The following is a 14,221-nucleotide window of genomic DNA, read 5'->3' as shown; positions in this document are numbered from 1 at the left end:
ATTTTAAAAAGTGATTTCCTGATTATATCCGGCAGAAAGATGAATTTTTTTTCCTGCTAATACAACATTTACTTCAGAATCGGAAGAATAGTACCAGGTCCCGTTATTCTTATATATAGAAACGTAAGCGTTATTCGTTGCTTCGATTGTATAATTGCCTTTCTTTAATAAACTGCCGTTTCCTAGATAAAGCATTTCGATTTGTCCTTCCTTTTCTCGTATCAAACTAAAGTTTCCACTGAATGAAAGATTTCCTTTCAGATGATGTGGCTGGTTATCAATGGAATGTAAGAGGTAATCCTTTTTGCCATTTGTGGATGCAACTATTAATCCGATAAAATTATTCTCGGTATGGAGTGCTGTTACGCTTTCTACCGATTTTTTATTATTCTTTACCGGCTCGAAGATTCCGATAAACGGCTTCGTCCAAGCATTGCTGTTCTGCCGCACCACTAAGGTTGGTGTGAATGACGGCGGGGTGGAAACTTCACCTGGAGTCAAAGCTTTATTCAACGTGGTATAAGGTGCGTCTACCTGGTATATTTCACGGTTTTCGGCGCCTAACATCCACATACACATTGAAATCGGACTCTTATCATTCTTCCAATGAACCATAAAATCATCTTTATAAGATATTTTACGGGGATTCGCAAAATAATCGTATCCTTTGCTGTATGTAACGCCTAAATCTTCGACACTTGTTAATTTCAATTCTTTATTCGATTTGGTATATAAAGACAAAGAAGTGCCTAAATTATGGTACAGGTAATCATTGTTATCTAAATTTGAGCGGAAAAGATCTAAATAATAGCCTGTTTCGTCGGAAGTTCTAATGGTTGCAACCATTCTCCGCTTCTCGCCAGCAGTAACATCGGCAAAATTGATGTACGGATTTAATTCTTTGCTATTTGTATAGCTAAGAGAATCAACCATAGGCTCCATGGCGTTAATCTTGATTTCTCCTTCAGTGTATCCCGGCATAATTGTGTTGCTTCCCGTAGCCGATTGATGATAGGTGACATCTGCGCTCCAATAGGATTCATATCCCGCTGCATCAGGCGCCAGGGCATAACCAAATCCGTATAACTGCATTGCTAATCCGTTAGCACTTAGATGATATCCTTTTTTGCCACCGTAAAGCAGGGCCATCATCTTATTGTTGCCATTATAGTTCTTCATCGTTATCATCCGGTGATGTGCGGAATAAGACATTCGTTCTGTTTCTATATTTTCTACCTGAGGAATGGAACGAACGTAGGTACATAATCCGGTCCAATTTGATTTGGATCGGTTGTAGTTTCCTGAATTGATACCCATATTCAAGGCGGCGGCAATCTTTTTAATATTGTCTTCGTCTTTGGTTAAGGTATAATAGGTCAGCAAATTCTCAAACATCGTAAAATTGGCACTTCCTCCGCGGCTGTCGCCAAAAACAATCAGGTTACACTGTTCGTCAATCCACGGGAATACGGCCAAAGCGGCTTTTTGCATAACGGGATTATCTGCAATAATGTCTATCCCATTGCTTTTTAGCATTAAAGCGATATCAAGTAACATGCTTACGGTTCCCAGGGCATATCCGGGAGACTCCGGCCAAAGCCCTGTCACAGGATCGTAAGATTTTAATATATCGGGTAATGCCTCGTGATACTTTGTAGTTTCAGTGGTGAAATAATGCAAATAATACTCACGTCCTTTGCCATCTTTGTAAGCATCGTTACTTTCAAGTACAAGTATGGGGCGAAGCATCATGTTCCAACCATTCACATTCCAATTGCCGTTACGCCCACCCCGAACAAATCCAATATCAATGAAGCGTTTTAAAACGATACTTGTTATTTCTTGCAGGGATTTTCCTATTTCCTGTAGGTGTGGATCTGGGTTGTTTTTTAGATATTCATACGCGAAATCATAAATTTGCGCAACATAAGGAGCCATGTCATCGTGTATTTGCTCGTAGTCATAGTAGCCGCAGATACCGCCGGGTTCCCATCCACCGGGTCCTCCGGTAGAACAATCCGGATCTAATATCGGATTCATATAATAAACACCCTTTAGCCAGGTGTAAAATATATCAGCTGCAAACTTTCCATATTTTTCTTTTCCCGTAATCCAATAAAGAAAGGATGCTTCTTCAGCTAAGGCTAAGATGTCAATATTATTATATCTGATCATGTGTCCGGATTCTTTGTAAGGAATAAGAACGGGAGGGAGTTCCGGATTTGTTTTAGTAATCCCCCACATATCGCCGGTTTCATTGTAAGGAATCCGATCTTCCAATGGAACATTTACATATTTATTCCATGTTCGCATTCCGGGCATTCTGAGAGTTGGAACAGGAGCATTTCCTTCTCCTCTATCCCAGTTTTGCTTTTTCAAATAACACTGAGTATAATGTTCTCCATCTTTCCAGTACATCGCCAAACGAGAGATTATCCATTCAGGATCGTTTGTATGCCGGTCTGCGTATACATCTATTTTGATTCTTATGTTTTCGTAAGCATCCTTGGCCCATTGCTCTTCTTTTATCTTTTGGATTACTTCTTTTTTATCGAAGTTGTAGGTTCTCAGTGATTGTCCCTTTACAGTAGAGCTAAACAGGCATAACAATATAACTATTACAATACTATTCTTCATATTTACAGTATATATTTAAAGGATAAAAATATCTACGATAATAAAATATTACCGTAGATATTATTTGCTTGGCCAATAGCAAGATTTGCTACTTTATAAAATCTTCAATTACTATTGTAAATATAGCTTTTTTCCCATTGGCGGCAGTTACCTGATATTTATATTCTTTACCTATTTCAAATGATCCCGGAAGCCCTAAGGTTGGAGCACCATCCACTGGGGCAATCTTTGCTGCCGCACTAATTACGGAAAGCAGATATAAATTGCTGATTGAAACAGTATTTCTCACTTCAGCATTAAACGCATTGAACGACGTTGATGTACTGGCCACCGGAACAGTTATTTTAAAGCGAATTTCATTATTCTCATCGGGAGTACCTTTGCTCAATGTCATTTGTTGACGACATAATTGATCGTATCCATTATTGTTTTTTGCTATCCATCTATGTTCCATGGTGATGGAGGAAATAGCGCACAAATCAGAGTTTTCTATATCATCTAACCCATGTTCAAGGCAGGATGTAAATACAAACAGGCTACCTAATATCAAAAGGAATATATTCTTTTTCATGTCTATATTTTTATTGGTAATAATTAGTATCTAGGGTTTTGGGGTGCATAATTGGGATTTGCATCAATATATTTTTTGGCAATTGGAAACAAATACCGGTATCTGTTAAATACAAAGTTATTGGTCGATGAGTTTAAAAGTAAATCAACATACTCATAGGATTTTCCATCGGCAGCAATTTCCAGTTGCTTCATAAGACCAAAATTCATCTGGTCAATAATTTCCGCGTTTTTCTTATGAATACCATAGCGCAAAAGTGTATAATAACGATCATTTTCCAACATTAACTCTGCGTTGCGCTCATCCACATATATCTTCCATAATTCGTCGCCGTTTTCACTGAGTAAAGCAGGTAATTGTCCGTTATTGGTACGTGTTTTATTGATATATATACGGGCGTTAGTCCAATCTTCTTTCAACATATAAGCCTCTGCTGCATTCAGATAAGCTTTCGACAAACGCAAACAATTACGGTGGAAACCGGAGTAGTCTTGCTGAGTCCAGGCTTTGGTTTGCGGAACCGGTTTGATAAACAGATATCCGGTTATCGCACCATAGCCATTCAATGTCTTGAAAGATAAAGGATGCATATTTCCCCCACGGCGTACATCAAATTGGTTGCCAAAATAAGTGCTTCCGTCATAAGCGACTGTTCCATAAAAGCGGTTATCCCGATTTGCATACATTAATTCTGAAATATCAGTTACTCCATCGGCAGCAGCTGCCGCGTTCAGGGCATATACTCCATCGGTCACCGTAACATATTTTTCAAACAACTGCGACTCTTGCCAGCGACGAGCTTTACCATCTAAATCTTTAATGTAAAACGACTCTTCTACCGTTTTAGGATTAGGGGCGATGGTTTGCCATCCATCAATTAGGGTATATCCCAGATAAGGTTTATTGTTATAAGAAACTTTAACCTCATCGGTAAGTAAATCGTCGTAAAACGTAGGTAAGTAGCAGTTGATTTCCACCATCTTGTCATTTCTAAGCTGGTATAATCCGGGCGGTGTGAATTGAGCCAAAATAGTTTCGGAAGGATTTCCGGCAACGTATGCAAGATCGTTAAACTGTTTTTTCCAATCAGCGGCAGTTTCTAATTTATAAATGCCAAGTGCATCCAGATTTTCTACTGCCTTTATGGCTGCATCATAATAAGGCTTGAGGTCAATAGTCGGTTGTATATTGTTTATCATTGCATATTTAATGAATGCGGCCGCATTAATATTAGCCTCCGAAAGTAAGGCGTAGGCTGCCCCTTTATTAGGTCTTCCGGAGGGAGATGTCTTATTTAGTAAATCAGCAGCTTTTTCCAATAATCCAATTCCATAATCAAAGGTCTCTTTAGCGGATGCGCGTGGTAAATCCAATTCATCATCGGGAGTCAGTGTTTTATCAATAATCGGATATCCGCCAAATGCTTTCGCTCTGGTAATATAGTTCAATCCTTTGGCGAAATAGGCTTGTCCCAACATATCTCTTTCAATTTCTTCACCAAAACCACACCCTGCGGTTAAATGATCTATGGCAATGTTGCAACGCCTTATATCTATATAATTGTCAAAAAGGCCAATATCGGTATTTTCATTCCAATTGGAATCATCTTTGGATGCTGCTGCACCTCTGTTCCAATTGCTATAGCAATTGTCTGATGTAATATCTGTACCGGGGGTTAATGGACCGGCATAGAGCGAAAACCAGGTTTCATTACCGTAGTCATTACGTCCAGTCATATACCATATTCTATTCAGGTAAGCTTGTGCCAGCTTAGGATCACTCCAAACAGTTTCCTCTGTTCTTAAATCAAGAGGAGATTTATCCAGTATATCTTCGCATGAAGTCAACATGTTTATGGCTACTGCAACCATACAAATCAAATATATATTTTTCATATCTGTTTTTTTTAAAATCCTAAATTTATCACTAATGAGTATGTTCTTGTTACCGGATATGCCTGAGCACTTGCGTCTTCTACAGCTCCGGTTTCCGGGTCACCATATTTCATTGACGGACATATTGTGAACAGATTTGTTCCGGTTAAGCCAATTCTGGCTGTACCTACCCATCCGATTTTTTTGAGAAGATCTTGCTTCAAATTGTAGGATATGCTTAGATTTTTCAAGCGGGCATACGTTCTGTTCACACGCCAGAAATCCGAATTAGCTCTGTTCAATTCTCCGTTCCATGCTCCATAGCTATTATCCGCACGCGGATATTTTGCATCTACATTGCCCGGGTGATAAAAATCCAACTGATCTTTATAATAGATTCTGCCCCACCCGGTTCCTCTGACACTAGCGTTTATTAAGCCGTATTGAGGACCTGATCCTTGAAATAATCCTTCTACAGACCATGCTTTCCATTCTAAACTGAAAGGTATTCCCCACTGCATGATTGATTTACGGGATTTATTGTCGTAAACCATATCTTCTTCATTAATAACACCATCACCGTTTACATCAACAAAACGCATATCACCCGCCATCATAGCGTTTCCTCTATCTTGAATCGCTGCGTTTAACAACTCGTCGGAGTTTCTGAACAGGCCTTCATTAAGATAGACCAGACCTCCCTGTCCAATAGTGACATGAGTTTTTCGTTTATTGGGATTACCTAATGCTACGGCATTATCCTCTGCTTCATTTTTTTCCCATAATTCATCATAGAAAGTAAGGTTTGCACCTACGCTATAAGTGACATTTCCGATACGATCTTTCCAATTTAGGAAAAACTCTGCGCCGGCACGCCGAAAAGCATCATCTGATTTAATCTTTGGAAGACCATAAATATAGGTGTTCCCATTTCTGCCTATATGATTTCCTAAAGTAGAGCTAAACCGTTCGACTGGACTAATTAAATATCCTTTTGTACGACGGAAGAAATAATCAACGCTACCTGTAAGATGGTTATTAAAGAAACCGAAATCTACACCAATATTCCACGTTGTGGTTGTATACCAGCTTAAATCTTTACTGGTTAACGCTGCCGGTGTAACTCCCGGTACAATTGCTCCACCAATGTAAGTTGCATTCTGGTCTACTCCCCAATTGGAAAGGTAATCAAAACGGGAAGAGGTTTCACCGATTTGCCCGATAGAGCCACGTAATTTAAACATATCCATCTTGATGGCAGATTTTATACCATTCATAAAGTTCTCGTTCGAAACCATGTACCCCAATGCTACAGATGGGAAGAATCCCCAACGGTCACCTTTTGCAAATCCGTCGTTGCCATCGTAACGAAAACTGGCGCTAAGTAGATATTTTTCGGCATAGTCATAGCTCAAAGTTCCAACATAACCCAAGCGACCTCCTTCAGAAGCACCTCCGGCATTAGTCTGTCCGTCGGTAGGCCCGGCGAAAAGTTGGTCTATATTATCGAAATAGTTAATACGTTTGGCAGAAATATCTTCCGAATAGTTTTCGCGTTGATTGTAAAATAATCCAAGCGACAAATTATGTTCCGCGAATTTCTGATCGTATTGAAGACCGGCATTGAATTCGTATACCCAGTTATATGCTTTTTTCATATTCAAAATAGGCGAGCCTATTTCTACTGTAGTACCGTCCTCATTATAAGTTGGAACATTGTTTGTCCATTCTTTTCTATTTGTGCTACCTAATGCATAATTTCCCCAGAACACTCCTTTCAGGCCTTTTATCCATTTTATATCCCATTCTAAATTTAACCGGGCATCTGTACCGAAATTGAAATCTTTAGTATATCCACCGTTGGTATCTGCATAGGTTGCCATGGGGCTGTTTGGAGCGTATGTTCCATTCGAATTATAAGTCTTTTGCAACGGGCTTAAGCTTATTATTCCTCCAAAAACGTCTCCTCCAAAAGACTTATTGTCAACTAAATAAGGACGTAAATCGACTCCCAGCTTCACACCTGCATTCCTGAAATGGTGGTTCAGATTTATTCCCAGACTATAAGTCTTGTAATCTTTCGGATTATATTTTCCTACAACTTTCTTTTGTAGGGTTCCTTGATCGTACACCATGAATGAGACACGATATTGAGTGTCCTTAGAACCTCCATCGAGGTTTAAAGTATGGCGTTGCGATAATACACCTTTCTTTATTAGCTTATCCCACCAATCTGTATTGGGATAATCAGCGGAGGTTCCGTTTTTAATCAAAGCTAATACTTCATCTGAATAAAGTTTGGCAGATCCCATATAATCACTGATGGCGTTTTGCATCTCGGCAAGTTCCAGTGAATTATACTTTTCCCGGATTGACGTAGGTACATTATATTGACCGTCAAAAGTATATCCGATTCTCATTTTACCCTCACGACCCTTTTTAGTAGTCACAACGATTATACCGTTTGCTGCTGAAGCTCCATAAACAGCACTCGAAGCGGCATCTTTCATTATTGACATGGATTCGATGTCCTGAGATGACAAACGCAGGAATGCTCCCTTGTCCCGAACTATCCCATCAATAACATACATTGGATCTCCACCGCCACGAATAGATATGGAAGGTGTTGCATCGGGTCCTCCACCCTTATTGGTAACAATTACACCTGGTACGCGTCCTTGCAGAGCATTTCCCAAATCCTTGTAACCGCTCATCTGTTCAATTTGTTTCATATCAACGTTTGTAACAGAGGCAACTACTTTGCGTTTAACTGTAGAAGTATAGGCCATTACTACAACTTCATCAAGTAGTTCCGAATCTTCTTGTAAAGTTATAGATACACTGCCCTTCCCGTTTAAATGAACTTCTTGTGTCTTATACCCTATATATGAAACCACCAATGTAGCATTAGAGGCCGCATTTACTACGAAGTTTCCATTGATATCAGAAATAACACCGGTATTAGTTCCTTTCACCTGAATACTTGCACCAATTACCGGTTCGCCATTAGTATCTGTGATTTGGCCTTTCACTGTTCCCGATTGCATCATAATCTGTACTCCGCTGGTATCAGCGAGTACACGCTGTGGACTACCTGCCAGCATTGCAGAAGCCATCATAGTTGAGAACAAAATCCATTTCGAGGAAAATTTTAGAAATTCATTCTTCATAATTCATAAATTTAGAAATTAACACTATTATAATATTGATATTATGTAAATTCAGATACACTGTTGCATATATTCACGAATTTCTTTACGGCTGATAAACAAATGATTCTCGACTGTACGGTGAGAGAGGTTTAGATCTGCAGCGATGTCTGCTGTAGATTGATCTTCAAAACGATGCAGCGTATAAATTTTCTGACGTTGAAGTGGCAACTTTCTTAATTTACTAATTTCGTGTGCCAGCAAATCATTAGCTATGATTCCACTTTCAGTTTCATTATTACTATATTCAGCAACATCATACATATAAGAAGTCATTTCCTGTTTCCTGTAGTAGCTACGCAAATAATCGGTTACCAGATTACGAGCTATGGTAAATATGAAGTACTTCACCGTGTCACGGCGTAACATCTGATTATATTCCATCAAACGAAGAAATACATCTTGTAATAAGTCTTTGGATTCCTCTTTACTATTTATTTTGTGGTAGATATATAAGTAGACCGAATGATGATAGTCGGTATAATATTCTGCTATCAATTCAGTGGTTGTCATCGAAGTATTTTTCATGTTTCAGACCTTGGTTAATGGTTTTACATTTACTTAACGATAGCAAATATAGGAAGTAAAAACTAAAAAGTATTATTTTGTATGGCTAACAAATCTCATCTAATTTACTTAGATTAAAAATAAGATAAGTTATTGTTTATTAGATGTTTAAGAACGTATAGCTCATAGTATCATATAATAATTTGAGACTCTAAAGAAAAAAATAGAATCTACTTTCTCTCGAAAATATAAATCTCATCATTCAACATAAGGAGTTCAAAAAAATGAATGTGTCAGAATCGAGCATAACAGTTGATATCTGACACATTCTTTATCTTTAGAATTTACACTTAACTTCTTCGCCCGAATATCGAATCACTTTGCTTTTGCTTGATTTCTGTTCGTTAGGAGTGTGCAAGACAATTCGCATTGAGCGTATTTTATCCATAGCATCAAATTTACCTGTTCTTTTTCCGAGCGTCAGAACTTTCTTTTTGTCATTCCATGTTAGCTTAATCGTCGTGAATGCTCCCTGTTCATAATTGTAGCTATCGCCTTCATCTTCATATAAAGTAAAATCGGTATCCTTACCAGGATAAACAATTATTTCAAGTTCTTTACCTGGCAATTCTCCAGTGTGTTGTATTACAGGACCCATGGGGATAATGGAACCTTGGCGCACAAATAAGGGTATCCGGTCTATAGGTGCATCGGCTTTAATCACTTGCCCACCCTCATAAGCTTTGCCGGTGTAGAAATCATACCATGTTGTCTTTTCCGGCAAATATACGTTTCGCTTCTTTTCTTTTTCTTCAGGAATAGCAGCCCCATTGTCATAATACATTGGAGTAACTACCGGACATACCAAAAAAGCGGGACCAAACATAAATTGGTCTTTAATATCCCATACTTTCGAATCATCGGCAAAATCAAATGCGAGTAGACGGCTGATGGTATAATTGTTTTGGCTAATCTCTCCTGCCAAAGAATAAATATAAGGTAGTAAACGATAACGTAAATGGATTGTTTTCAGCAGGCTATCATAAAATGGCTCACCAGGTTTTCCGAAGTTCCATATCTCTCGTGGTGTATCTGTACCATGGCTACGGAAAAGTGGAAGGAAAGCACCATACTGAAACATTCGGGTATAAAATTCACGGTAGCCAGGATCCTCTACTCCCTGATTATAATTTCCGTTCCAAAACCATTGTGATTTCCTTTGGGTGAAAAAAGCTCCTATATCTACCGTCCAATAGGGACATCCAGTTGCCATAAAGTTTAATCCTGCCGGAATCTGTTGAGCAAACGATGCCCATGAAGCATGTGTGTCACCATTCCACGTTATTGTGGAATAACGCTGTTGTCCTGCATAAGAGGAGCGCGTCAAGTTGACCACACGTTTCCGGTCACTTGTCTCGCGTTGTTTTTCATAGATACCTTTGGAATGATAGAGCGAGAATAGACAGCTTCGTTCAGCTCCCAGTACATCACTCAATAATTTCAGATTACCTTTCCAACGCTCTTCATGGCTATGCTGACTGTAATCTTGAGGCATATTTTGCCAATCAGCATCTAATGGTTCCGAACAGTCGCACCACCATGCGTCGAACCCATTTTTAAAAAATTCATTATTAACATATTCCCAGTAAAGATTACGGGCCAACGGATTGAAAGCATCATAAACAGAACGTTCAAGCATCAAGCCTTTTGTTATAAAGTCTTTTGTTTGCGGACTATTTGTTGGATTAGGCCAGATTGATACCATTAGCTTAGCGTTCAAAGCATGGATGGAGTCTGCCAGATTTGCGGGACTGGGATAATAGTTACGATCCATCTTCATATAACCCCAACTTCCTTTAGGCCAATAGTTCCAGTCTTGCACAATAACATCGAGCGGTACCTGGCACTGACGATATTTAGTTACCACATCAATGATTTCTTGAGAACTTTTATACCGTTCTTTCGACTGAATGTATCCAAAGATATAGCGGGGCAACATTGGGCACTGACCTGTCAATAAACGATATTGTCCTATTACTTTATCCAATGTACACCCTTTCATGAAATAGTAATCAATCTGCTTGGCAGCCTCTAATTCTATAAAGCTATTTTTATTTTTATCTTTAAACAACATACCACATCCGGCATCAAATAACAAGCCATATCCGGCTGTAGAGTTTAGCACCGGAACCATAGCCTTTAAATTGTGTTGACATAGATGAAGCTCTTTTCCACGCAGATTCAAGTAATCTTCTACATGTGACCCTAACCCATAGATGGCTTCCTTTTCCGACCATCGAAAATGATTACGGTATTTCCAACTATATCCGATAGTGTCACGACGAAGTACTTCTTTGACTTCTTTTTCTCCGTCGGCTGTTTTTACAATTTGCTTACTATCATCATTATAGATAACATTTTCCGTATATATCCGTTCACCTTCACGCGGATTAATCTCTTTTTCTGCAAGCAGCAAGCGGTTGCTTTGTACATCTTTATACTTAATGGCATAATTTCGCAAATCAACCTGTACAATCAAACTGTCCGATAATAGAGACAAATCATTTCCATTCTGTATAACCTGAAAAGGTACTTTTTTCACCGTACGAGGTACACATACGATGGTGCCATTACCCAGAAATTCTTTTTCTTTTGTATATTGCACACGTACAATGTCCGATGAAACAAATTCAACTCGCAGTTTACCTTGCTCTGTCTGGAAATTAACTCCATTCTGCAAGATCGTAAATCGTTCATCACCCTTATTCCGGGCATTTACGGTAAAAAACATCAAGCACAAAAGGCTTACTACAGAAAATCCCCTTAACAGCCATTGATGTTTATCAACTGGCTTCAATAGAAAACATACATTCATATAATTCTTAAATTATTTAATGAAAAACATATATTATATAATAGTACGACAATGCTATACAATGCACCTAAGTAGAAGCCTAATTTAACCAATAGTAGTTTAATGTATCATTTATGTACCTATTCATTAGGAGCAATGCCAGTGACTTTCTTGAATTAGAATTAGTATAATTTTTTATCAAAAGTTCCAACTACTCCACTAAATGCTTGCACTCATCAGCATCATAGGTGTAGAAATTCTTGTCTATGGATTGGCATGAGGCTCGCAGAACCAAGGTGAAAATAAAATGAATGTATTTTTTGTAGTATTCTTTCTATTATAATTATAGACTTTATTGTATCACAACCACAAATCCGCCACGTGGTAAACATCCTATTTCTAAATCGGTCTGTCCATCCGACAGGGGAATATTTTCTTCAATAGCAAAATTTCTGTCATCGGTGCCGTCTTTGAATAAAGACATTTTCTTGCCATGTGTAGGAATGTTTTCCAAAGACGCACGAAGCGTTTTTGGCTCATTGGTACCATTGATACCCGCAATATACCATATATCGCCTTTTCGCCGTGCTATAACAACTTCTACTCCGGGATAACCAGCCAAAAGTTTCGTATCATCCCAAGTAGTAGGTAACTCAGACAAAAGATGTTTTACAGCTTCCGGCAAATTATCATACACCGAAGGTCTGTCGGGCATATGCTGCAAAGCCGATTCAAAAATCACGGGTAACGCAAGCTCATGCCCATGCGATGTGATATGCTGATGCTGTGAATCGGAAAAAGTTCCTGGAGTGTAATCCATCGGTCCTATCACATTTCTTGTGAAAGGCAGTGTGGCATTATGTTCAGCAGCCCGATTGGTCAGTATTGCATTATTATTATACCACTCGGCACCGTACACCCCCTCCACCGACATCATATGAGGATATGTGCGTTGCCAGCCGCGTGGGATGGTGGCACCATGAAAATTAAGTATCAGTTTATATTTCACCGCATCCTCCAACAAATCCATATAATAGTTCATGGTGGCAACACTATCGCCCGCAAAGAAGTCTACCTTAATGCCTACAACTCCCATGTCATTCAGCTGTTTATATTCTTTCTCCCGGTCCTCTTTTCTATTCAGTCGATATAAGGGGCCGGGACCAAGCCAGCTTGTGCTCGAATTGTACCATAACAACGGTTTAATGCCCTGTTGCAAAGCATACTTCACTGCATCCTGCAGGTTACCTCCATTTTCCATTTCATCCCATTCCCAGTCTATCAGGTTATAAGGCCACTTCATGCGGACAGCCAGGTCGATGTATTCTTTCACCCTTTGATAATCTTTGGAACCGTGATTGTATGCCCAGTATATCCACGATACCATACCGGGGTTTATCCATTCCGTATCCTCCACTTTGGAAGGGTCGGAGACATCGGTCACCAATGTAGACTCCACCACATCGGACAAATCTCCTATGATAAGCAACCGCCAGGGAGACTCCCATGAACCATCACTAATCGGTTGTTTATCGGCCAGTTGAACCTGATAACTATCGCGTTGATTTCTATTATACAAAAGAGAACCGCAATGTCCGCGCCTGATATTTGCTTCTGTTATCAGTACAAACACTGAGTCCTGCGGTTCTATGAGTGCGGGATAACCCCAGAGATCAACTTCCGGACGGTCGGCAAGTTTTCCATCTGTCGATAGGGGAAAGAACTTTTCGTACCCCAGATCATATTCTTGCATCCATCTTTTGGCACCTTTCGGAACAGCATATGCGGTATATTCGTGAGTTATATACTCTTTATCAGTAATGGCATTTATTCCGTACTTCAAAGCAACACCATCATTATAGACCCTGAATGTAACTTCTAATGTCTGTCCCATTTCATTTTCAAAAGAATAGATGCGCTCGGAAGCTTCGTTTACACAATGACTACGTTTGCCCGTTATCATTCTGTAATCATCGGTCACATGTTTCACAGTGGAAACAGATTTTAATTTCAGGTTTCTGGCCAACTTCTGTGCATCTGTTTCCAACCCCAATTTTGATTGGGAAAGAATACGTCTACCTTCATAATCCACTGAGAAGCCAATCTCACCATAGGCATTTTCTTCTGCAAGTTCCATTGTGAGCTTCAGGTCACCGTTAGGAGAAACAACGTCAAATGTTTCCGTATGACACGAGCTGACTATAAAGGTAATCAGAATCACCCATGCATTTTTAAGTAAATTCATAATTTCCCCTTTTTTGTTATTGATTACTATATTGTTAATTATTTCTGCTAGGCTTGTTCCTATCGGTAATGGAAATAATCCACATCTACGAAACCGGTCTCTCCCTTATCATTAAAACAATAAATACCTACGCGGTCACCCCGGTAATTTCCCCATACCAATTGATAAGGTTTGCCAAACGGCAGGAAGTTATCTCCGTCCAGACTATAATAATAGTGGGATTTACCATCTAACCCCCACTGCGTCCTAAGCCATACATATTGCGATCGGATGGGTATTCCTCTCGTTATGTTATCGTTCTTTCTATATTCCAGATAGCAGGTA

At 39.3% G+C, this 14,221-nt stretch carries 8 protein-coding genes; all 8 read right to left on the bottom strand.

All coding sequences use genetic code 11. The annotated features are described in order from the left end of the window. Positions 1-3: 3 nt before the first annotated feature. On the bottom strand, positions 4-2,637 hold the full coding sequence (locus BWI44_RS08460; protein ID WP_195209585.1) for an endo-acting ulvan lysase-like protein: 2,634 nt from the start codon (positions 2,635-2,637) through the stop codon (positions 4-6). An 88-nt stretch (positions 2,638-2,725) separates the two neighbouring features. Beyond that, a complete protein-coding gene (locus BWI44_RS08455; protein ID WP_195209584.1) occupies positions 2,726-3,208 on the bottom strand; it encodes a DUF5018-related domain-containing protein in 483 nt (160 codons plus the stop codon). Between the two features lie 23 nt (positions 3,209-3,231). After that, positions 3,232-5,103 (bottom strand): RagB/SusD family nutrient uptake outer membrane protein, encoded by a 1,872-nt coding sequence (locus BWI44_RS08450; RefSeq protein WP_138292241.1) that lies wholly within the window; start codon positions 5,101-5,103, stop codon positions 3,232-3,234. 11 nt (positions 5,104-5,114) lie between these two features. Next, the gene (locus tag BWI44_RS08445; RefSeq protein ID WP_195209583.1) at positions 5,115-8,252 is read right to left on the bottom strand and encodes a SusC/RagA family TonB-linked outer membrane protein; all 3,138 of its coding nucleotides are present in this window, start codon (positions 8,250-8,252) and stop codon (positions 5,115-5,117) included. 51 nt (positions 8,253-8,303) lie between these two features. Next, positions 8,304-8,819: a sigma-70 family RNA polymerase sigma factor gene (locus BWI44_RS08440; protein ID WP_138292239.1), complete on the bottom strand. Its 516-nt coding sequence runs from the start codon at positions 8,817-8,819 to the stop codon at positions 8,304-8,306. 316 nt (positions 8,820-9,135) lie between these two features. Beyond that, positions 9,136-11,589: a glycoside hydrolase family 31 protein gene (locus tag BWI44_RS08435; protein WP_195209582.1), complete on the bottom strand. Its 2,454-nt coding sequence runs from the start codon at positions 11,587-11,589 to the stop codon at positions 9,136-9,138. A gap of 415 nt (positions 11,590-12,004) precedes the next feature. Further along, positions 12,005-13,897 carry a glycoside hydrolase family 97 protein gene (locus BWI44_RS08430; protein WP_195209581.1) on the bottom strand — a complete coding sequence of 631 codons (1,893 nt, stop codon included), beginning with the start codon at positions 13,895-13,897 and terminating at the stop codon, positions 12,005-12,007. Positions 13,898-13,956: 59 nt separating this feature from the next. Further along, the coding region (locus BWI44_RS08425) for a beta-xylosidase family glycoside hydrolase (RefSeq protein ID WP_502688830.1) at positions 13,957-14,221 on the bottom strand (265 nt) is incomplete at its 5' end.

The organism is Bacteroides sp. Phil13 (assembly GCF_001940965.1).
Lineage (GTDB): Bacteria > Bacteroidota > Bacteroidia > Bacteroidales > Bacteroidaceae > Bacteroides > Bacteroides intestinalis.
The sequence above is the reverse complement of the archived record's forward strand: the minus strand, read 5'-3'. Positions and strand labels throughout refer to the sequence as shown.

Excerpts from the sequence above, each read along its gene's own strand:
- BWI44_RS08460 (WP_195209585.1), bottom strand. The coding sequence starts at position 2,637 with ATGAAGAATAGTATTGTAATAGTTATATTGTTATGCCTGTTTAGCTCT.
- BWI44_RS08455 (WP_195209584.1), bottom strand. The coding sequence starts at position 3,208 with ATGAAAAAGAATATATTCCTTTTGATATTAGGTAGCCTGTTTGTATTT.
- BWI44_RS08450 (WP_138292241.1), bottom strand. The coding sequence starts at position 5,103 with ATGAAAAATATATATTTGATTTGTATGGTTGCAGTAGCCATAAACATG.
- BWI44_RS08445 (WP_195209583.1), bottom strand. The coding sequence starts at position 8,252 with ATGAAGAATGAATTTCTAAAATTTTCCTCGAAATGGATTTTGTTCTCA.
- BWI44_RS08440 (WP_138292239.1), bottom strand. The coding sequence starts at position 8,819 with ATGAAAAATACTTCGATGACAACCACTGAATTGATAGCAGAATATTAT.
- BWI44_RS08435 (WP_195209582.1), bottom strand. The coding sequence starts at position 11,589 with ATGTTTTTTACCGTAAATGCCCGGAATAAGGGTGATGAACGATTTACG.
- BWI44_RS08430 (WP_195209581.1), bottom strand. The coding sequence starts at position 13,897 with ATGAATTTACTTAAAAATGCATGGGTGATTCTGATTACCTTTATAGTC.